The 22485-nt window shown below is 58.7% G+C and carries 12 protein-coding genes; 5 read left to right on the top strand and 7 right to left on the bottom strand.

Annotated elements, in window-relative coordinates; all coding sequences use genetic code 11:
- Window positions 1-264: 264 nt before the first annotated feature.
- Window positions 265-1821: a family 43 glycosylhydrolase gene (locus tag GRAN_RS24225; protein ID WP_128915648.1), complete on the bottom strand. Its 1557-nt coding sequence runs from the start codon at window positions 1819-1821 to the stop codon at window positions 265-267.
- A 461-nt stretch (window positions 1822-2282) separates the two neighbouring features.
- On the opposite strand from GRAN_RS24225, the gene GRAN_RS24220 reads away from it, so the two are divergent.
- Genes GRAN_RS24220 through GRAN_RS24210 form a run of 3 tightly spaced genes read left to right on the top strand, consistent with a single transcriptional unit; the run spans window position 2283 to window position 3558 of the window.
- Complete coding sequence (locus GRAN_RS24220) at window positions 2283-2537, top strand: PQQ-dependent sugar dehydrogenase (RefSeq protein ID WP_128915647.1); 255 nt, start codon at window positions 2283-2285, stop codon at window positions 2535-2537.
- The gene (locus tag GRAN_RS27200) at window positions 2432-2680 is read left to right on the top strand and encodes a PQQ-dependent sugar dehydrogenase (protein WP_421800880.1); all 249 of its coding nucleotides are present in this window, start codon (window positions 2432-2434) and stop codon (window positions 2678-2680) included. Before GRAN_RS24220 ends, GRAN_RS27200 begins: the two co-directional genes overlap by 106 nt.
- Window positions 2677-3558, top strand: a complete 882-nt coding sequence (locus GRAN_RS24210; protein WP_161571153.1) for a PQQ-dependent sugar dehydrogenase — start codon at window positions 2677-2679, stop codon at window positions 3556-3558. The genes GRAN_RS27200 and GRAN_RS24210 overlap by 4 nt, the downstream gene beginning before the upstream one ends.
- Window positions 3559-3692: 134 nt before the next feature.
- Here GRAN_RS24210 and GRAN_RS24205 read toward each other — a convergent pair whose 3' ends face one another.
- Window positions 3693-6935 carry a glycoside hydrolase family 2 TIM barrel-domain containing protein gene (locus tag GRAN_RS24205; protein WP_206662843.1) on the bottom strand — a complete coding sequence of 1081 codons (3243 nt, stop codon included), beginning with the start codon at window positions 6933-6935 and terminating at the stop codon, window positions 3693-3695.
- A gap of 277 nt (window positions 6936-7212) precedes the next feature.
- Window positions 7213-10833 (bottom strand): TonB-dependent receptor, encoded by a 3621-nt coding sequence (locus GRAN_RS24200; protein WP_161571152.1) that lies wholly within the window; start codon window positions 10831-10833, stop codon window positions 7213-7215.
- 321 nt (window positions 10834-11154) lie between these two features.
- Between GRAN_RS24200 and GRAN_RS24195 the strand changes: the two genes are divergently transcribed.
- On the top strand, window positions 11155-12480 hold the full coding sequence (locus tag GRAN_RS24195) for a hypothetical protein (RefSeq protein ID WP_128915643.1): 1326 nt from the start codon (window positions 11155-11157) through the stop codon (window positions 12478-12480).
- Window positions 12481-12542: 62 nt separating this feature from the next.
- Here the strand turns inward: GRAN_RS24195 and GRAN_RS24190 are convergent, their stop codons facing one another.
- The 4 genes from GRAN_RS24190 to GRAN_RS24175 form a co-directional block, all read right to left on the bottom strand.
- Window positions 12543-13073 (bottom strand): hypothetical protein, encoded by a 531-nt coding sequence (locus tag GRAN_RS24190; RefSeq protein WP_128915642.1) that lies wholly within the window; start codon window positions 13071-13073, stop codon window positions 12543-12545.
- A 17-nt stretch (window positions 13074-13090) separates the two neighbouring features.
- Window positions 13091-13525 (bottom strand): PQQ-binding-like beta-propeller repeat protein, encoded by a 435-nt coding sequence (locus GRAN_RS24185; RefSeq protein WP_128915641.1) that lies wholly within the window; start codon window positions 13523-13525, stop codon window positions 13091-13093.
- Window positions 13526-13527: 2 nt separating this feature from the next.
- Window positions 13528-15417: a PQQ-binding-like beta-propeller repeat protein gene (locus GRAN_RS24180; protein ID WP_128915640.1), complete on the bottom strand. Its 1890-nt coding sequence runs from the start codon at window positions 15415-15417 to the stop codon at window positions 13528-13530.
- A gap of 85 nt (window positions 15418-15502) precedes the next feature.
- A complete protein-coding gene (locus GRAN_RS24175; RefSeq protein ID WP_161571151.1) occupies window positions 15503-18409 on the bottom strand; it encodes a glycoside hydrolase family 2 protein in 2907 nt (968 codons plus the stop codon).
- A 610-nt stretch (window positions 18410-19019) separates the two neighbouring features.
- Between GRAN_RS24175 and GRAN_RS24170 the strand changes: the two genes are divergently transcribed.
- Window positions 19020-22358, top strand: a complete 3339-nt coding sequence (locus tag GRAN_RS24170; protein WP_128915638.1) for a TonB-dependent receptor — start codon at window positions 19020-19022, stop codon at window positions 22356-22358.
- Window positions 22359-22485 lie beyond the last annotated feature (127 nt).

Below are 22485 nucleotides of genomic sequence, written 5' to 3'. Positions count from 1 at the left end.
CTTGAATGCCGCTGTGTGGTTCCGACGGGGACGTCTGCTCATTCCATCTCCTCTTTCAGGCCATCTTAGGCCACTTCAGACGAGATCCTCCACCTAAGCCCTTGTTCAGTTTCCCCGAGCCACCTCTCAATTCTGAAGCCATGTCACGAAGGCATAATGAACCAGGTAGATGCCGAAGGCCCTCTCGTCCAGGATCTTCCACACACTGACGATACCTTTAACCAGCCTAGCTCACCTCGCCGATGTTCGACCTCCGTGGATTCGCTACTTCGGCTGGTATTTCCAGTTCCGGAAGGTCGCTGATCCAGTGCCGCAGGCATACAAAGCGGGCCTTAAATCAAGAAAGCCTCCAATCGCGTTCTGCTGATAAGTCGTGACGTCCAGTGAATCGCGGATGTGCGTCCACTTGCCCGCGTTGGGTCCGTCCTGAAGATGATAGTAGAAGTCTGCGACCTGGTCCGTTTTGACGATCCGCAGGGTTGCTCGTCCGCCGTTCACGAGGAAGGTCTTGCCAGGCGATCGGGTGTTTGGGTCCGAGGTGAGGCGCAGTCCGCAGAGGTGAGTGCTGTCGTAGAAGAGGATCAATCCTGCCTCGCAGCCCGGCGTGATCTCGATGTCAACCTCAACCGTGTAGCTTGGGTGCGTGGCGGCGCGCGTGAGCGGCGATGTGGTCTGGATGCTGTCGCCGTGGGCGGCGAGTGTGAGCGAGCCGTCCGCCAGGCGCACCCGGTTGAGGTCGTAACCCTTCCAGAACTGCCATTGCAGATCCAGTGCTGTGCCGGAGAACGCGCCAGCCGTGTCCGCGGAGGGTCCCGGTTCCAGGTGAGCCTTGGGAATGGGGTTCCCGGCTGAGACGTCGTCACGCACTTTGTACCAATCGTCCTCAGTCCATTCCATCGGCAGCAGCAGAACCTGGCGGCCAAGGTTCTGGGCGCCGTTGCGGTAGGAGTGATACGTCATCCACCAAGAACCGTCCGCGTCGTCCACCAAGCGGCCGTGCCCCTGCGACCACCACGTCTCTGCGCTGCTGCCAGTGTGAACGATGGGGTTGTGTGGCGACCACTCCCAGGGCCCGTCAATGTTGCGGCTGCGGGCCGAGAGCACCATGTGGCTCGTAGGCGGTCCTGACGTTCCGCCTTCTGCCACGGTCAGGTGATAGTAGCCGCTATGGAACAGCAGCTTGGGTGCCTCCAGGCACTCGCATTCTACCTGCCAATTTTCTGGGATGGTCCACGCAGATAGTACCTTGCGCGGCGGCGCCTTAACGGAGAGTCCATCGTCTGAAAGCTCTGCCATCCCTCCGCCCGCCAGATAGAGGACACGGCGGCCTTCCGGAGTGGCACCGTGTGTGGGATCGATCCCGCCGATACCGAGGGAGACTGGCTTGCTCCATGGTCCCAACGGATGCGGTGCCTGGACGACGAAGATTTTGCCGTCGCAGGGATAGTAGATGTAAAACAACCCTTTGTATTCGCACAGGAAGGGCGCCCAGACGGCTCCATAGTAGGCATCGAGCGCCGCTCCCGCAGCCTTCCAGTGCACCAGATCGCGTGAGTGCCAGATGAGCAGGCCCGGCGAGAAGTGGTCAGTGGTATGGACCAGGTAGTAGTCATTGCCGACGCGGATAGCACCCGCATCGGGATGGTCACCCGCGATCACCGGGTTGCTATAGGTCCCGGCAGGATGCGATGGCAGTGACGATGCAAACGAAAGTGCCGGCCACGACGTGGCCACACCCGCGGTTACGGCTAACCCTCCCATCTGAACGAACTGCCGGCGCGTCCAGAATGGGTCCTTTGCCAAAAAAGTCTTAGAACGCATGCGTTTGCCTTTCCATGAAGAAGTGTCAGTCTAACCGGTGTTGTGCAGCCGTGCAGAGTTGACGTTTACCGTTTGGCCGACACACTGTCAGCATCGCAGCAGTTTGAGACCGTCAATCCACACAGTCGCGGGCCTGAAGAAAACTTCGTTGCATCCCCTCTCTGTGCCAGAACTAAGTGGCATCCGCAGACGTGCCTCTGGCGCCTTCCACGTCCTCCAACCGACCCCAATCGTCCGCTCGTAGACGTTGTGACGCTTTCAGTCGCAAACGCACCTAGTTCAGGTGGACATCTAACAGCCAATGAAAGTGGAGGGTTCCCGCAGGATGTCACTTAGAAACACCCGAGACGAGGATCGATACTGATGACGGTCGCACTCCTGGCGAGTGTTCCGTGCAGTCGGGCTTCGGGCCAGTATACGAATGGTGCCGGTGTCAAGGTGCCCGGAACCGTCCGCCTGAGGTGCCGCCCGTCTCGGGACAGCCGCTGGAGACGCGGCCGCCCATCGGCAGGGGACAGGTGCCCGCCTTTGCAGGACAGACGCGGGCGCCCGCAGTGGTCACAAGGGCGCACTACGCGGCGAAGGTGATGACGACAGGATTGAACCAGCCGTGGGGAATCGCGTTTCTACCCGACGGAAAGATCCTGGTGAAGGAGAAGGTCGGCACCATGCGTGTGGTGGACAGCAAGACGGAACGGTTGAAAAGAGCGTCGTAGGTTTGCCGCCGGTGCACCACGGCGGAGATGCCGGACTGCCGGATGTGGCGCTGGATCCGCACTTTCCGGAGAATCGGACCATCTATTTTCGTACGTGGAGCCGAGGAGTGATCCCTATAACAGCCCGGTCCAAGGAAATGTGAACACCGGACAGGTGAGGGACAACGGCGTCGTCATCGCAGCGCCGACGCTTACCCCTGACGATGAGCATGTGGAGCACGTCACGACAATTTTGCGCGTTACCCCGTCCCTTCTGCAGACCTCGCACTACGGTTGCCGGCTAATGTTCGGCAGAGGCGGCTTTCTCTACATCTCGCTGGGTGAGCATTTCTTTTGCCCCACCCGATGCGATGCCCAATCGTTGTTTTCGTACATGGGTAAGATCCTGCGCGTGACGCTAGAGGGCAAAGCAAAACCAGGAAATCCATCCGATCGGGACCAGCAGGCCGAAAATCACCCCATCGCCGCAGTCTGGTCTTATGGTCATCGCAATCCACAAGGGCTGACGATCAACCCTGCAACCGGTGACCTGTGGGAGAGCGAGCATGGTCCTGATGGAGGCGATGAAATCAACCTCATTCGCGCCGGCAGCAACTATGGCTGGCCTGTGATTGCCTATGGAACGAACTATGACAAAACGCGGATTGACGGGCATCTGCAAAGCGAAGACCGCGCCAATTACCTCCACGCGAACCATGAAGCTGCCAACGGCCTGACCTCTGCAGACGGCATGGAACAGCCTGTCTACTATTGGGACCCAACCATTGCGCCAAGTGGCATGACGTTCTACGACGGCAAGATAGTCTCGGAATGGACCAACAATCTATTCGTTGCAGCACTGGCAGGCGAGCACATCAGCAGGCTTGTTCTTGACGGCACAAAGGTTGTGGGAGAAGAGCGCCTTCTGCTGGAACAACACCAGCGTATGCGGGACGTGCAGGAAGGGCCTGACGGTGCTCTGTGGGCAATTAAGGACAGTGCTAACGGTCGGCTCATCCGCATTGCTCCAGAAGGGCGATAGCGGCAACGAATGGCCTGCATGCGCCGAGCCCGCGAGTGGTCAGCAGATCTGCCAGACAAGGCCGTAGCGATGGCAACTGCGCGGTGTCACCGACGTGAGTGAAGCGACACCGCGCAGAACAGGCCGATCACACGCTATCTCGCGTTGGTTGCAGATGGCTGTGACTGCGCCAGCGTCTGCAGTCTCGCCGCATCGCTGTACTGATGATCGCCGGTGGGCAACAGCCGCAGCACATAGGAGAACTCCGTTGGATCGGACCACACCATGTACTGCGGTAGGGGCTTCGGTCCGCAGCTGCTGGAACCGACGCCGAGCGTGCGTGTATCCAGCGTGAGCACCGTGGACGTACTCTGCGGCAGGTCCTCCGCATGAGCCGGCTGATCGAGATCTTCATCACGGAGCGGCAAGGCGGAGACCTGGAGCAGCTTGCCCTCACTCACGGCCACCAGCGATGGCAGACCGCTGCCGCCCAGCGCAGCCCAGCGGACGTCTTCATGGTTCCCCGCCTCCATCGGCTTGGGATAGGGCGTCAGCTGCTCCTGCACAGTGCTGGAGTACAGCCCAACGTCCGATCCGCGATCACGGTCGGAGTAATTTTCCATGGGTCCCCGTCCCAGGTAGGTGAAGCGGTTGTAGGCAGTGTTCAGCATGAGACGCACACCGATCCGTGCCAGCGGAATCCTCTCGCCCGCAGGTACGAAGTTGTTTTTCACCGCAATGGAGCCGTCGCCTGAAACGGTGTACGCGGTCGTGTAGGTTGCCGACCAACCTTGGCGCCCCTGCTCCAGCAGCGTGGCCTCCACTAGCACCTGCGAGCCACCCAGTTGGGTTGCTTTGATGCTCTTCACCGATGTCTGCAGCTGATTGACCCCGTACTTGTCCCACGCCTTGGAAGCCCACTCATCGTCATTGCGGTGGGGTGCACGCCACAGGTAGAGCTTCGGCCCGCCACCTTCCATCAACAGCGATGTGCCGCCCCGCTCGATCTGCGAGATGGTCCCCTGCCTCTTGTCAAACGCAACGCGGAACGAATTACCCGTAATGGTGATGGACCTGTCGTCCTGGGCAAGTTTCAGGGATGCAGGTACGTCCGACTGTGCAATCTCCCTCGTTATGGCAGGTGCGGCGGGCAGTACGAACTGCTCTGTCGCGACCGGATATCCCGCATCTGCCCAGAGCTCCGGCTTTGCCAGCTCGAAGGAGAGTTGGAGGAAGTACTCGCGCCCAGGCTTCCGGGACATGCGGCGGATGGGCAGCGTCACCTCAGAGCTCGCGCCCGGTGCCACGTCGATGGGAGGAAGTGTGCCACCGTCGATGGTCATACCGTCTTCGCTGAGGGTCCAGTGCGGCACGAAGGTGTTCAGGTTGGTGAACGCATACCTGTTCCGGACGCCGATCGTTCCGCGATCCAGAGCAATCGGGGTGAAGCTTACCCATTGATACGCACGCTTCAGCTCAGGGTAATGAGGCTTCGGTGTGCGGTCGGAAAAGACAACACCCTTGTGGATGAAGTATTTGTCGTTGGGAAAATCACCAAACCCGCCGCCGTATGCCATGTACTGGTGATTGAGATCGCGGCCGTTCCACAGTCCCTGGTCTTCCCATTCCCAGATGGCTCCGCCCATCAGCGTTGGATACTTGTCGAAAAGGTCGTTGTAATCGCCCACCGATCCCATGGAGTTATTCATGGCGTGCGCATATTCGCAGAGGTAGATCGGCCTGGTGCGTTTAACATCCTCGCCCGCCGCCTGCAGTTCCTGCGGGCTGGTGTACATGTGGCTTTCAATGTCGGTGGGCAGGTTTGCCCCGCCGCCGAAGGGCTCATAGTGCGTGGGCCGTGTGCTGTCGATTGCCCGCACCGCCGAGAGCGCAGTCCGGAAGCTGCTGCCGCCGCCACATTCGTTGCCCAGCGACCAGATGACCACCGAGGGATGGTTCTTCAGGTTCTCCACATTCGCCACATTGCGGTCCACGATGCTCGGCTCGTAGCGCGGCTCCCGGTCCAGCACGTTCATGTAGCCGTGGCACTCGACATTTGCCTCAGCCACAAGGTAAATGCCGTACTCGTCCGCAAGCTCATACCACCGCGGGTCGTCTGTGTAATGCGAAGTGCGCACGTGATTCGCATTCACCCGCTTCAACAACTCCAGATCGCGGATCATGCGATCCTCTGAAACGGTGTGCCCCGTGTCGGGCCAGTTCTCGTGACGGTTCGCTCCCTTCAGCTTCACCGGCACGCCGTTGATCATGAAGACGGCGTTCTTGATTTCGATCTTGCGGAACCCTGTGCGCGCCGAGAGCATCTCCGCAGGCGCGCCTCCACCGCCGCTCAACGACAGCACCGCCGTGTAAAGATTCGGCGTCTCCGCCGTCCACTTTGCAGGATTTGCAACCGGGAGCGAAGCGGAAACCTGCCGCTCCTCACCTGCCGCCAGCGCGGGAACGTCGACTTCCGTCTGTGCGATGCTCGCTGTCTGTCCGCGAGGCACAACCTCCACCTGGAGACGGCGTGCCGGCTGCGGTGCAGCGGAGTAGTTATGGACTTTCGCGGACACGCGGAGAACTCCGTCACGGTAGCCGGGATCCAGGTCCGTCGTGAGAGAGAAATCCCGCACATGAACCTGTGGCGCGCTCCACAGGGTCACGTTGCGAAAGATGCCGCTGAGCCGCCACATATCCTGGTCTTCCATGTAGCTGCCCGCGCTGAACCGGTACACCTCTACGGCGATCAGATTCTTTGCGCCGGGAATCACATAGGAGGTTAGATCGAACTCCGCAGGATTGCGGCTGTTCACGCTGTATCCGACCTTCTTGCCGTTGACATAGAGAAAGAAAGCCGAGTCTACACCGTCGAAGGTGACGAAGATACGCCGGCTCTTCCAGTTCGCCGGAACGTCAAACTCGCGACGATAGCTGCCGACGGCATCGCGCTCCGTATACGTGGTGAACTCGCGCGGAGGTTCGCCGGTGACCCTGGGCCAGTCCTTCTTGAAGGGATACGTGAAATTCGTATAGATGGGGGTTCCATAACCCTGCACCTCCATATTGGAGGGCACAGGGATATCCTTCCAGCCGCTCACATCAAAGCTCAGCCTGTAGAAGTCGACGGGGCGCTCCTCTGGCCGCGGAACCCAGTGGAACTTCCAGGAGCCATTCAACGTGCGGGCCCAGCTCGAAGCCTTGCGGTCAGCCGCCAGCGCCTCCATACGATCGTTGTACGGCATGAGCGTGGCGTGGTAGGGCTCTTTGTGAATGCCAAGAATGGCCTCATTCTCAACCTCGGGCGGTATTGACGGGGTCTGCGCCCGCAGTGTGAGTGTGAGGGCAAGGAGTATGAGGAGGGCTGGGATCAACCTGGCTTTGTAATGCATATGCATCAACTGTTCCTAAGGAGTGATGATTTGTGGGCCTTCCCGATATACGGGTCCTATGAAAACAAACGTCCGGGCAATACCCAGCCTGCGAATCGTGAACTCGAGGCATTCCTTGTTCGGCCACCGGTACATTTCAGGGAGTTCGTGGATGCCGTTCACCGAACGTTCCCCAGCCCACAGTAGAGGCAGCTGCAGGAGCGCAGGACGGAACAGCGGCTCAAGCTGACTCCCCAGTCGATGAACCGGCATCGACTGGGGAAAGCGATTTGGCGGGTTACAACTACCAGCTTACCTTCGCCGATAGTTGAACCTGGCGAGGCAGATTACTCTGTCCCGACGGTCCCTTTTGTATGAGTCCAAACGTGGAATCGTTCGTATTGCTATCGGGCGACTCCGACCATAGCGGATGATTAAGCACGTTGAACGCTTCCAGGCGGATTTGCAGGGAAGCTCTTTCCACCAGCCGGAAGTTCTTGGAGAGGTTGGCGTCAAACTGGTGGACGTTGGGGAGGCGAATACCCGTATATACCGTGTTCGTCGTCTCTCCGTAGCTTGGTACCGCCAGAAAGTTCGCCTGGGTGCAGGTACCGTCATAGTCATACGGCAGGTTCACCAGGTTGTACCGTCCCAAGTTGTCTTCCTTGTACTGTTCCGCGCACGGTGCAACCAGCCGGATGAAGCCATCGTCCCTTTGAATGTGAGGACGCACGTACGGGCTATTGAGTAAATTGGTCCCACCTGGCACACCCCATGGCGTGCCCGTCTGGAAGACATACAGACTGCCCAGCTCCCATCCGCCGATCACTCCATCCACAATCCGGTTTGCGGTGCCCAGGAAGCTGCGCCCGCGTCCCACAGGCAGCAGATACACTCCGGAAAGAGTGACGCGGTTGGTCCGATCGTTTCCGTCGATGCTCCTGGATGGAACGCGGTAGACCGTATCGGCAAACCCGCCTGAATCCATCTGTTTGGACCAAGTCCAGGTGCCGTGCATGGTAAGGGAGTTGTTCCACTTATGAGCTCCAGTAACCTGAAGGGAGTTGTACCAGGTACGTGCATCATTCAGCTGATACTCCGTAATATCCCCGAACTCCGGAAACGGACGTGTAAAGTTCAGACCATTGATCGTGGTCTGGTCGTAATAGTTCGAGCCTTGAAAGCCATTCACCCCAAGGAATGTGTTTTGGGGATTGTTGTTGCTGCAGACTTCATTCCGTCCGCCCAACGCAGGGTTGCAGGGCGCATAGGCCGACGCACTTTGATGGTTGATGTTATCGCTGCTGTCGCCGTTGTAGAGGCGGCTGCCCACATATGCGATGCTGATTGTGTCGCTTTTAGACAACTGCTGCTGGATCCCCAGGGAATACGTCCAGAAGCTGGGAATCTTGTAATTAGGATTCAGGAAAAAAGGGTTCTGTCCCAGCTGCTCCAACATGCCCAGCGAGTTTCCCGTAGGCTGAACCACGGAAGAGTAGAGATGGCTGATGGGATTTGCGAGGTTGGGGTAGGTACTGCCGGGATGGGTAGGATCGCTCGCCTGGTAATTGGTGGTGGCATTGTAGCCATACGAAGAGGCGGCATTCTGAGGGCTTCTGTAGGACTCACCAAAGCCTCCGCGAAGCACCATTCTGTTGTTCAAGGCATAAGCGAAGCCAACGCGTGGCTGGATGTTGTACTTCCTAAGTGCAAACGGTGCGCGAGGATTGCCGTTGACGCCGAGGTACGTAATCCCACCAAGAATCTGCGAATAGCCGGGAACCGATACCTGAGAGCTGATCGGATTCACAGCCGTGGTGTTGAACGCGTAATTACCAAAGTTATTCCGCTCAGTCTGGGCGGGATCGAAGTCCCAGCGCACGCCGAGATTCAGTGTCAGGTTTTTCGTAATCTTCCAGTCGTCCTGGAAGAACGGAGCCCAGTAGTGCGCAGACCAGAACGTCTTTGTGTTGATGGTGTTGGAGCCTGACGTCAGATTGCCCAGAAGCAACGACGCAATGGAATTGCCGCTGGCGGGGTCCCACGAGCCACAACTGCCACAGTTCGTCTGGGTCCAGGTGCGATCCACCCAAAGATTGTTGCCGCCCCCGACGATGTTGTCAGCCGACTGCTGGAAGCGCGCGTCGAGTCCAAAATGCATCGAGTGTTTATTCTTGACCCAGGTCGCCGAGGGAAACAGGAGGAGAGAATTGCTGACCGTTTGCCCATCGCTATTCGTACCCAGGGAGGCAAATTCACTCACGGAAATGTAGGGAAACTCGGACGCGGCAGCGGTTCCCATAGCGGCCACATCGGCTGGAGACCAGCCAAGGGTCGTTGGATCGAAGCGCGGGCCCCCAATGGAGTAGTCGGCTCTTACGGATACGTTGGCTCGAAAGTCGATCAACAGGTTGGGGCTTACTGTGTGAGTCTCTTCCAGCGTGAACGTGTGACTGCGTTCTCCATGGGGCAGCTGACCATTACCCGCATCGTTGGTGAAGCCGTTCGTACTGCGAATCTCGACCCGTTCCCAGTATCCATAGTGGAAACTCAAGCGGTCTTTGGCCGATAGGTTCTGGTCCAGTTTCGCGAGGGCGTTGCGGTACCGGTCCGTATCCTGCGCCGCAACTGTGTAGTTGTTGGCAAAGGGATTGGTGCCCGGGGCCGTTGCGGTGTTGGGCTTGGGGTAGAAAGAGAGTATCTTTTGCGCGACCGGATTGATGCGTGAAGCGGGAATGATGTTCGCTGCAGGTGTCGGATTGATGCTGTCGGTCGGGCCGAAAGGAACACGCACATAGGTGCCCTTCGCGTTCTGGGTGATGTTCATGGGGTCAAGCAGGCTGATGGGAGCATAGGACGAGCCGTTCCAATACCGTAGGTTGGTAAAGTCACCGGTTAGCCAGGCCGGATCCGGGACAGAATCGGTGATGGTATTGGGCTCTATCTCGTTCCAGTTCTCATACTGCATCGCGAAGAACGTCTTGTCCCGCCCGTTGTAGAGCTTAGGGATCACGACGGGGCCGTCAAGCTCAAAGCCGTACTGATCGAGCTTGTGTTTCTGGGTGGAGAACTGAGACACGCTGGAACCGGGCAGCGCCGTGGCGATCTTGTAGTCGTTCTGCCACGTATTCGCATCCAGAAAGGTCCGGCGGGCGTATTCGTACACGTCGCCATGGATGAAGTTCGTGCCGGACTTCAGGATCACGTCCTCCACGCCGCCGGAGTTGCGTCCAAACTGCGCGTCGTATGCATTGGTGATGATCTTGAACTCCTGAACCGAGTCCACCGGTGGCACATAGGCAATGCGTGCGTTGCCGGTATTGTTCGTTGAGGACGCTTCGTTGGAAACTCCGTCCAGCATCAGTTCCACATTACCGGAGCCGCCGCCATTGATGGCCGTGTTGGCCTGCGTGTCATCAAACGGGCGCTGATACTGCAAACTTCCCTGGTTCCATGTCACGCCGGCCGTCAGGATGGACAGCATGCCCGGATCGCGGCCGTTCAGAGGCAGCTCTGTGACGCGCGTATTTTCCACAACCTCACCCGCATCCGCCTTTCCGAAATCAATCAGCGGATCGCTGTTAACGGTCACGGTTTCCGTCATGCTCCCGATCTTCAGGGAAAAGTTCACTGTTGCTGTCTGTTCGACCTGCAGATTGATTCCCGTGTGCAACTCACGCTCGAAGCCCTTCGCCTCAGCGGTCACCGTGTAGTTGCCGGCCTTGAGATAGGGGATGGTGTAGTCGCCGGAGTTCGTTGTCAGTGTCTTGGCACTCACATTGGTATCGATGTTGCGCGCAGTAATGGTCACCTTCGGGACGACGGCTCCAGTAGGGTCGGTCACTCTCCCGGTGAATTGTTGAGCTCTCGCCAAGCCAGTCGACAACAGGATGACTAGCGGCAGCAATGTGCGCTGGACGTTCATTTTGGACCTCACCTTCCAATTGGGGAACCACATGTGCTCGGTAGTTTGGTGTCGGTTTTGAATCCGTCGTGCGCAGATGATGCGGTCCGCGACGTTCGGATCCGATCCTTAGTTGCGGCCCAATAGAACTCCCGTGATGAGAGGACCGTTAGGTCGAATACGGTGCTGCACCCATTCGCGGCTTGGCTTAGCCTCCTTTTTCAATAATTTGCGGGAGGGTGCTGTACTCTTTTTCGGGAGTACAGTACTCTTCTGCATGCCGCCAATCGGCAGTGCGAGCTTTCGCTCTGCATCGAACGCACCCGTTGGAAAGTCTCGGAGATGCAGTACATGATTGTCGAGATCGACGCCATTCTTGCAGAACAGGCCCTTGAAGAGCTTCTGCATGGCCACAGCTTTAGCTCCAGCAAGCAGTGTCAGGCACTGCTGCGCTACATCGTGAAGCACACCTTGAACGGTGAAGGAAACATGCTTCGCGAGCGCGTCATTGGATCGGAGGTCTTTGGCAGAGCTCCCGACTACGACACAGGAAACGATCCCGTTGTCCGTTCCAGGGCTGCAGAGGTACGTAAGCGTTTAGCGCAGCACTATATGCAAAAGGGCGAGCCGCGCAGCGGAATTCGCATCGACATCCCCAATGGCTCCTATCGAGCTACATTCGAGACGATAGAGCTTCCATCCCGATCGGATTCCCTGTCCTCCCCGCTCGAAGACGCTGGTGTAGCATGGCAACCCCAGTTTCCCCCTATGGACACGGTGGCTCTGCCGGATCCGTCTGAGCCGGAGGTTCTTGCGGGACCGGCCCCATTGGTCCTGCGGGCGGGCAGATGGTCAGCATGGAGATGGTCTCTGCTACTGGCAGGTCTGCTTGCGATTGCGTGGTTCTCACAGCGCGAGATTATTCACATGCGGGCGGAACTCACCTTCAATCGCTTCTGGAGCCCATTCACCAGCAGCCCCAAAGACGCGGTCGTGTATTTCGGTGGCAGCTATACCTATTACCTCTCCTCAGGGTTCATCAGCAATTACCAATCAGAACATCGTGTTCCGAACGCAAACTCTGGGCTGATTGCTGACATCCAGAATGGCAAGCTGCTCAACCAGAGCTCTCTGGTCTCCAATAATTCGCTGATTGGGCTTGGCGACGTGGCCGCTGTTGCGCGGGTGGCATCGACACTGACCCGCCTGGGCAAGAAATACGACCTCCGTTACGGAAGCGATCTCACCGTCACTGACCTGCATGCGTCGCCGACGGTCCTTATTGGTGGGTTCAGCAATATGTGGACTTTGGAACTCACCGATAGCTTTCGCTACAGCCTGGACCAGGGTGGAATTGTGGATCATCAGCAACACAAGCTTGTCTGGGTCCAATCCAATAGCACCGACGGGGTAAAGGGCGAAGACTACGTGATTGTGTCTCGGATCCCGAATTCGGTCACTGGCAGCTTTGCCCTTTTTATTGCCGGTATCAACACCTACAGCAACCAGGCAGCAGCCAATTTTATCTGCGACGCGGAGAAGATGAACGCACTTACGGGATCTCTCCCAAGAGGATGGGAGAAGAGGAATTTGCAACTCGTGTTGCACACCACGGTCATCAATCAGGTCCCAATCTCCACCGAAGTGGTCGCTGTCCACTCCTGGTAGCGATCGCTGCTACATGCCAGGGTCAGTTCTTCACTTGATATCTGCTGCGTTGAGCGATCCGTCTAGTGGAGTGGCCCGAAGTGAACGTCCTCCGCTGCCGGGCCGATGCCAAGAAACTGTATGGTTGTGGCTGGTCCCAGGTTCGCCGGCGGGTTCCATGACTGGAGTACCCACACCACCTGCTTTGTGGGTGTGAGTTCAATGGCCTGCACGGAACCCGGTTCGTTTGTCGGCGTCTCGGTCCACTCGTTGATCCAGTTGTTGATCACAGTGTTGCCGTTTGGCAGCCGCCACGCCTGCTGCAGACTGGTAAACGGGTAAGCGGGTGTGTCGGACGGACGGAAGCTCCAGGGTATGTCTCCGCGGCGCGTCACCTCGCGCACGCCTTCCCGGTCCGTGATCAGAACGTTGTCATTCGACAGGGGCGTGACGCCCCATGGAACGACTGCCGGAAAGGACCAGAGCTCTTTCCCGTCGAAATCGTATTCCACGACCTTGTTCAAATCCATGTGCGCCACCATCAGCGTGCCTTGTTCCGTGAGGCGGGCGTGACGAAATTGCCCATGCGTGCTGTCGGGATGTTTCGTCTGCAACGTGACCTCGTGCTCGGTCACATTTGTGACGATGTTGCGACCCGCAACACGGCCGGATTGCCGTTCTGGATATAGAGGACGCGGTCCTTTCCGATAGGCATGGCGGTGTGGACTTCATGACCGGCCGGAGTGTCATAGTTCCAGACAACCTTCTTTTCTGGAGTGATCTCGGTGACGCCGAACTGGTGGGCGAAGAGAACATTCCCGTTGGAAAGCCTCACTGCGTCGCTGACTTCGCCCTTGCCTGCAGGGTCGTCGTACGACCAGACGACCTTCCCTTGCCGCACCAGAAAGAGCGCGCGCTCGTGCGATTCCCCGGCGTACAGGAAGTCATGTTCAGCCAGCCCCTTGCCGGGCAACGGCGAGGACCTACGGGCGCTGCCCTGTGTTTGTGCAACGGACGTGCCCCATGCGACCAACAGGCACGCGAGAAGACGAACTCCTAGCGTCATGATTAATCCTCCATCTCTTTGCGTTTGGGCGAAGCGATCGTCGCGGAGCCGGAAACGGGACTGACCCGTCCATCCGCAGCCACAGCAACTACCGAATACGACATCGACTCCCCGCGCTCAGGCGCCGGTTCTGTATAGGAGGGCTTGGTAAGTCCCATCGCTACAGTCTTCGCCTTGGGGTCGAGCGTGCTCTTTCTCAGGACACGGTACACAAGCGCACCCTGCACTGGAGCCCAGGTAAGCATCAAGCGCTTTGCAGCGACCGCTGCAGTAACCGCTGACGGCGCAGCAAGCGATGCAGCACCCGCGGGTGGCAGCAGACCATAGACACAGAACTGACCGGTCCCGATGTTCTCCGAGCCGAAGCTTGCCAGGTATACGCGCCCATTTGCGACGGTGGGCGGAGCCATCTTGGAGTATCTGCCACAGTCGTCCCGGGCTGGCGTCTGCAAGGAGTTCCATAGCTCGTGGCGTATGTTGTCGGCGTCATAGGCATAAAGAACACCAGGACGCGACTCATGCCATGAATCTCCCGTTGCGTGGATTGCCGCCCACAGGATTCCGTCTTTGTCACCATTTGCCGAGAGCGACAACATTGCACCTGGATGGCCTTCGTTGGGGATGTCTCTCTCGGTCAACGGCGTTTCGGCGACCGCGTTGCCTTGCAGCTTGTAGACCTTGGCCTTGTCCCGTTGGCCCCAGACATAGAGCAGGTTCCCGTTCTTGACGCTGCTCCAGTACACAAGTGAATGCAGGTGTGAGGCGGTGGCGCGGAAGTGCTGCAACGCATGTTCATCGCCCAGGTGACCCAGGTTGCGGGTGTCCAGCGTGTACAGCACGCCCTCTTTACCGCCGCCCAGAACGAGATGGGTTCCCGGAATCAGCGTCGCCCCGGACGAGTCGAGGTCGGTGTCCCCCTTGTCGAGCTCGAAGTGATTCGTCGGTGTGAACCAGTCCAGCAACTTGAGCTGAGGCGACAGCTTTAGAAAACTCTCGCTGAAGTTTGAAATGCCGTCCCAGCTTCCGTTACCGGTCACGACAAAGATGTTTCCTTCGGGATCGACTGACGGCGGCTGCCCCGATTGCCAGATGCTGGCCTCCGATCCGGTGGGCGAGGTGTTGAAGACGCCCACCTGTGTCAGCGTCTTCGTGTCATACGCCATCAGGAAGCCGTGGTACGGCTCCTTGTCGCAGTGCGAGGCGTAGCCCACGTACACCATGCCGTTGGCCAGCATCAGGCCAGGACGCTGATTCTGCCTGAGGGGATCGAAGGCAGGGGCGCTGATGACAACAGGGCTTCCCGGCACATCCGCGCCGGTGGCCAGGTCCAGCGCGTGCAGCCTCTGTGTGTACCCTGTTCCCGAACCGGCGGCCGCGCCTGCACGCGTGAGCGAGACCACATAGAGGATCCCGCCCGCCTTATCGATCACGGGCGTACCGATGATGCCCATGTTGCCGTTGATGTCCAGACATCCGAAGTCGGCGCTGTGAACGTCTGCCGGCGTGCCAAAGTTCACGTGCCACAGTGGCGGGGCGGCTTCGGGGTCGTTTGCGTCAAAGGCGTACACGCTGTTGTTCACGGTCGTAACATAGACGATGTCCCGTGTGCCGCCGCCTGCCTGGATGCCGGTCGCCACCAGTGGCTGGGTGTACAGCTGGTCATCCAGGGCGCGCTTGAACAGCATGCCGAAGCCCACCTGGTTCACACTGCGCGGCGTCAGTGCCGTTTCGTGGAGGTTCGCGCCCGTTCTGGCAGCATCGTTGTGCTGTGTGAGTACATCCACCTGCGCAGACGAACAGGCGCATGCCGCTACTAGGAGGAGACAGAGACGTGCGGGCAGCGAACGGAAAGGCCGCGCCAAGGCATCGCGATGAGGTGCACCAGGAATCATCGGACAGGAACTCCTTTTTGGGCGTCTGCACTCAAGCGTCTGAATGCAGAACACCCGCTACTGTGCTCATTCGAGCAGGTAAACGCTACCGTTTCGGCAACTGTCCGAAGTACAGGCTGATATGGCCGTTGTATTCACCCGTTGCGATGGCGGACTGCCCCATGGGTCCCATGGTTTGCGGCCCGCCAAACTTATTGCCGATAGCCGGAATGGCATTTAGGAACGAAAGTCCGGTGGACGGAAACGGCACGGCGACCTGCCCAAGCAGTTTGGCCGATGCCGTTTTGGGCGCGTAGACCTGCAGGTAGACCGGCGAGTCAGGCTGCTGTTCCACCGCAGCGGTCATCTCGCCCTCAGTGGTGTGGAACTGCACCCAACGCACGCCGGAGTAGAAGCCCTTGAACACCGGGTAGTCAAAGTGTTCTCCCGGCTTCAGGTCATCGGGGTCGCCCACCATGGTGTTGTTGTAGGACCTTTGCCAGACATCGAGAGTTCCACCGGCCAGGCGATTCTGGTAGACGGGATCCGGCCCCTGTCCGAAGAACCGCATGCCCTTCACTTCGGCCTCAGGATAGTCGAAGCCGATGCCGAAGTACTCGTGTGGGCCGCTCATGGCGTACACGTAGTCAAGCGAGAGCCAACCGTTCGGCTTCAGACGATACCGCAGCATCTTCATGGGGCCGTCGAAGGCCGCTGAGATGACCAGATCGTCGCCCTCCATGGCATGCGTGAGAGATACCAGCTTCGAGGGCTCCGCAGTGGCTGGCTGCGGCGGAGGCGTGGTTTGTCCGCGCACCGGAACCGGCCGCGGTCCCATGGCAACGACGCGGGGCCCGTTCTTCAGCGAGTATGTGTGTCCCTGCCACGAGGCGGACACCAGCAGCCCGGTGGTCTTGTCGATCTGGATGGACACATCGCCGGCCTTCGCGGTGAATGCCTCCGGCGTCTCCGTTACTGCAGGCTTCGCTCCGCCGCCGGGCTTCGCCGTGGCGTCCGGTGCACTTCCGGCGCTCTCGACGGGCCAGACATAGGTCCGGATCACCCGCCCGGTCGCGTCGCGGATGATGAGCCGGGTGGCGTCTGCCCTGGCTTTGCCGCGTCCGGATGCGGATGCCGGGAGTCCCCATCCATCCCACGCTGCCGAGGCGCCGGGCGCCAGTGAGCGGCCATGGTCGATGCGAGAGGTCAGCACCATGGACCCGGACTGTGCGTCACTGGGACGGCGGAACGCAATGGCCTGCCACTCGTACGTGCATCCGCCCGCATCCAGGAAGCTGTAGCGGTTGGTCACAGTGTAGGCATGTGACCCGCTGTCAGGAGGCGCGACGATGATGGGTGACCAGAGCTGCTTGATGGTATTGAAGCTGGGTTCATGCTCACGGTACGGCCCGACGATACCATCAGGCGCATAGTTGCCTTGAGAGTCGAGTATGCCGCCTTTGTCCACACGCTTGACGTCTTCATCGACAAGCGCCCACACGAAGCCGCCAGCGCCCGCCTTGCTCTTCAGAATGGCGTCCCAGTAATCCTGCATGCCAGCTCCTGCACCGCCGTCGTATAGGCCGTGCAGCATCTCCGTGGGGAATAGGACAGGATCGGCAGCGAGCTTCTGCTGCAGCCCCTGGTACGTGGGATAGTGCTTGGTGTCCGCGATGCCAACGGGAAACTCAGACCAGGGATGCAGGACTAAGCGCGCCTGTGGATCGTACTTCGCGTAGTCGGCGTCAAGATCGAAGTTGAAACCGCCTTCGTTGCCGTTGTCCCAGAAGAGGATCGAGGGATGGTTCACGTCATGCTCGACCAGCTCCTTCACCAGCTTCCTGCCGACGCCGGTGTCGTACTTCGCCTGCCAGCCTGTGAGTTCGTCCAGCACATAGAGGCCAAGTTCATCGCAGGCGTCCAGGAAGTGACGGTCCGGGGAATAGTGGCTGGAACGGACCGCGTTTCCGTTCAACTCTTTGATCAGGTTGACGTCATCTCTGGAGATTTTTTCCGAGAGGGTGCGGCCGGAATCGGGCCAGAACGAATGGCGATCCACACCTTTCAGGAAGATGCGGTTGCCGTTGACGAACAGGCCCTTCCCGGGACGGACCTCGATGGTGCGGAAACCGAATTTCTGGTGCACCGTGTGAACCACGGCCCCGTTTACCTTAAGGCGCACGTCCAGCCGGTACAAATTGGGCGTTTCAGCGGTCCACAGTCGCGGATTAGAGATCTTTCCGGCAAGATGTGCCACGCCTCCGAAGGCTGCGTTCGAAAGGGTGACCGGCTCTCCGACCGGCTTGCCGCTCAGGTCGAACACCTGTGCTTCTACACTGACCGTTGCGCCGGACGATTCCGCAGCGCGCCGGTCGGCGAGCCTGGCATCGACTTCCAGGACGCCTGCCGCAGTGGCGTTGACGGCCAGGTGCTCAATGAACGTCTTCGGCACGGCCTCCAGGTACACCGGACGGAAGATGCCGGCGTAATTCCAGAAGTCGCCACGGCGTTCGGCGCGATTGACAGAGGCGTCTGAGGATTCGTCATCCACGTCGACCTGGATCTCGTTCGGCCGACCGCCGGGTTTGAGCAGGCTGGTGATGTCGTAGTGGAAGGCGTAATAGCCGCCCTGATGGAGCGGACCCGCGGATTGGCCATTGACCGTGACATGCGTATCGGTCATCACGCCTTCAAAGTTCAGGATGACGGCCTTGTCCCGCCACGTAGCAGGTGTCGTAAAGGTGCGCTTATAGACCCCGTGAACCTTGGTCCAACCTCCTGCCGGTGTGACCCGGCCGTAGGTATAGATGCCGAAGCCCTGCAGCTCCCAATTGGACGGCACGCCGATGGCGGACCACTGGTTTGCATTCGGTCCGTGATCGCACAGGAACTGCCACTTTACCGGATCGTCTTTGCCCACGCCGGACAGATACCGAACTTCAGTTTCGGCGGCGTGTGCAATCGAGGCCACACAGAGGAACAACAAGGCCGCAAGACGGGGGCACGAACGCATAGGCATCTCCGAAGGCAATAAAGTTCAAGAAAAACCTTCATCGTAAGGCATACAGATAACTTAAGGCAAAGACAACCCACCCATACCGCGTGAAACGTTTCAAGATTACGCCGAACGGGAGCCATTTTGCCATACGCGAAAGGCTCTGGCTCCGGTCCTGCCTTAGCCCGGAGCGCACGAGCGCTTCACGTCGACGCGGGTTGCATTGTCGCCGGAGAATCGGATGCACTGACGGTTCTGCTGGGCGCGGATACCAGACGGTACGCTTCTGACTTCTTTGGAGGATATAGCTCTGGCCGGTGTACGTCGCGGTGACGACCGGGCGGTAAGAATTGAGGTGTTGAGCAGAAAGCAATGCCGCCGCCTCGTCTTCTGGCACATGACCCTCTGCGGCCAAAGCCAGCCCGCTTTTCGCAACGAGGCTAGGTATGTGAGTCTGCTCACCAAGCACGCGCCCTTGGACGGGATCTGGGATTTGCAAAACGTTTTGATAATTCATCGGTTCCTCGTTGACAGCAAACCCGCGAGGAGCATATGTTCCTTCGCAGCCTAAAGAGTTAACATGACAACGTTGTCAGGCTGCTTAGGCTGCTTCAACTCCAGGAGAGCCATGCGAAATCAGATCATAAGGATGACAAATATAGCACTTGCGGCCACACTACTATCTGCCAGTGTCGCCGTAGGCAACGCCCAGACGTCGCTAGGGCAAATTGCAGGGAACGTAACTGATGCATCCGGCGCAGCCGTGCCCGGAGCCACCATCACGATCACCAACCTGGGAACTCGAGCCGTGCGGACGTTGATCTCCGACGCAAGTGGATTCTACGTCCAGACCAATCTTCCCATCGGTGAATATGCGATCGAGATTGCGAAAGAAGGCTTCCGGGGCGAGAAAAGGACCGGGCTGTCCGTGACGGCAGACGCCCACGTATCGTCAGACTTCCATCTTGAAATTGGAACAACGACTGAAACGGTTACCGTCTCCGCCGCGCCTGGCGAGACCTTGAACACGACCAGCGGCGAAGTGGCCCATGTCATCGACACCAAGCAGGTGGAAAATCTGCCGCTCAACGGGCGAAACTACATCCAGCTGATTACGTTGATACCGGGCTCGGTAGTGACAAACCCGGACGTGTTCTCGGTGACCACGAGCCTGTCGTCCGTGAACCAAACCAGCAACGGAAACCGTGCCGACTCCTCAAACCTGACGGTGGACGGTGCCTACAACCAGGCTTCCGGCAGCAACGGCAGCCTGGTAAACAATGTCGGCCCCGACTTCATCCAGGAAGTAAAGATCGCGACCTCGAATTTCTCTGCCGAGTATGGGCGCACCTCGGGTCCTGCCTTCAACATCGTGACCAAGGGCGGAACGAACAGTTTTCACGGAGTGGTCTTCGAGTCCCTCCGGAACAATCTATTCGATGCGACACCGTTCTTCTCTACCTTCAAGACACACCTCGTATACAACGATTTCGGCTACGCTCTTGGAGGCCCGCTGAAACACGACAGGCTTTTCTTCTTCGTGGGAGAAGAGTTCAAGCGCCTTCGGCAACAGCAAAATCCCACGACCCTGAGCGTGCCGAGCACGGCCATGCTGGGTGGCAACTTCGCGGGCCTCATGTCCGGCGGCAAGCCGCTTCAACTGGTCTTTCCGGGAACGACGACGCCGATCCCCGGAAACAACATCGGGCCCTACATCACGCCGGACGGCAAGGCGATAGAAAACGTGTACAGCACTTTCACAAAGACCGGCGCTTTCACTGACTCGCCTGCGGGTGTGGCTTCACTCCCCAGCAATAACCTGATACTGACACCGTCGAACCCGCTGAACTTCCGCGAAGATATCGTTCGGCTCGACTACAGGATCAACGACAAGAACTTCATCTTCGGACGCTGGATCAGCGATCACAATAGCCTGATCGACCCATTTGGTACTTTCTCCAGTGGCGGTCTGCCCACGGTGCCCACGACGCGTAATCGCCCGGGACAGAGCTACCTTGTGTCGGAGACATGGAATGTGCGGCCGAACATCATCAATCAGGCTACGTTCAACTTTAGTTTTGTGTCTCAGCACGTTCCCCCCTACGGCAGGAACTGGGAACGATCGACCTATGGGTTTCAGTACAACAAGCTCTTTCCCGGGGCTGGCGAATACCCGAACGGTATCCCATCAGTAAGCGTGACCGGATTCAGCGGATTCTCCGGTCCATACTTTTCGCTCTTCTCACCGACAACGGATATCCAAGCTGGGGACACGGTGTCGATCGTCAAGGGGAATCACCTCATCAAGTTCGGCGGCATTTATATCCGGAACCGCGTCGATCAGAATGGACGGCCCAATTACAATGGCAACCTCAACTTCACCACCAGCGGCAACTCCAAGACCAGTGGTCTGGCAATTGCCGATGCATTGCTTGGGCAGTTCAGCAGCTACACGGAAGCAAATGCCGATCCGGTCGGGCACTTCCGCTTCAGTCAGCCTGAGGCTTTCGTACAGGACACATGGAAAGCGGCCCGGCAACTAAGCTTTGAGTTCGGACTTCGTTGGCAGGATCTGCTGCCCATGTATACGCAGGCAAACAACTATGGCAACTTCGACCCTTCCTACTATGTACCGGCGAATGCGATCACGGTATTAACGACCGGCAAGGTGGTGCCCGGCACGGGTAACCCGTTCAATGGACTCGTCCGTACCGCGGATCCGATTCCGTCCGACCAGCTGTCCCGCGTTCCCAACATCAACACCGCAGCGTATGGCCTGATTCCGGCCGTGGCCCCGAGAGGCCTGTATCACATGCATGGCGCATTCGGTCCGCGTATCGGTTTCGCATATGCGCCGACGGAGAAGATCTCGGTCCGCGGAGGCTTTGGAACCTTCTACTACCGCACCGAGGGAAACGTAGGCTTCAGTCAGGTGAACCTTCAGCCATACTCTCAGAATGTTGAATTTGATCTTGCCAACCTGAACAACATCAGCGCCGGTACACCGAACAACACCGGCCTGCAGGCGGGTATCAGCGCCATCGATCCCAACCTGAAGAACCCCTATGTAGAGCAGTACAGCCTTGGTGTACAGCAGGAACTGCCGCTTGGAATGCTGATGGAGACTACGTATGTCGGCAATGTGGGCCACCACCTGCTGCGTTCCCCCAACATCAACTATCCGGACCTCACCGCGGTTGCGGCAGATCTCTCCTACAGCACCAACTACTTCAACCCGTACAAAGGCTTCTCGGGCATCACCCAAAACCGGAGTGATTCCAATACCAACTACAACTCCTTGCAGGTCTACCTGACCAAACGCAAGGGCCAGCTGAACTACACGGTGAGCTACACCTACGCAAAGGCCCTGGGTGATTCATCCAGCAACGGCGGCGACACCGCGAACTGGAGAAGCCTGCAGTACAACTACGGCGAGCTGGGCATTGACCGGCGGCACGCGTTTGTGGGGACCGTTGTTTGGCAGCTTCCTTCGTTCCGGACGAACGCGATCCTGCATGAGACGATCGGCGGCTTCCAGATCGTCGCCGTGGCACGTATCCAGAGCGGACCGTACCAGACCATCTCCGGCAACACGGCAACCGGGGGCCGCAGGGCCGATTATCTGGGTGGCGCAATGTACCTGAAAGACAACCGGTTTACACTCGCCTCTCACCAGGCGCAGTGGCTTAACCCGGCCGCATTTGCGCCGGCGCCGACGGGACGCTTCGGCAACTCCGGCGTTGGAACCGTCATTCTCCCCGGCCTGGAGCAGGGCGACGTGACGGTCTCGAAGTTCTTCGCCTTCCGGGAGCCGTTGCGGCTGAAGATTCAGGCGGATGCGTTCAATGTGCTAAATAAGACCAACTACTCCGGCCTGGACTCCAACATCTCCGACAGCGGGTTCGGCCGTCTGAATGGCGCTTACCCACCACGGCAGTTGCAGTTGGGCGCAAAGCTGATCTTCTAACCGCGTTGCGGAAAGGGGTGGTATGTGCGCCCGGCTAGGGTTCCACATACCACCTATCTTGCATGAGCGAAGCTTGGTAAGTGATCCGTTGCATTGGGCTGCTCTTTGAGAGCATTCTGAAATCGAT

Origin of the sequence: Granulicella sibirica, from assembly GCF_004115155.1 — a bacterium.
In the GTDB taxonomy this organism is placed as follows: Bacteria; Acidobacteriota; Terriglobia; order Terriglobales; family Acidobacteriaceae; genus Edaphobacter; species Edaphobacter sibiricus.
The sequence above is the reverse complement of the archived record's forward strand: the minus strand, read 5'-3'. Positions and strand labels throughout refer to the sequence as shown.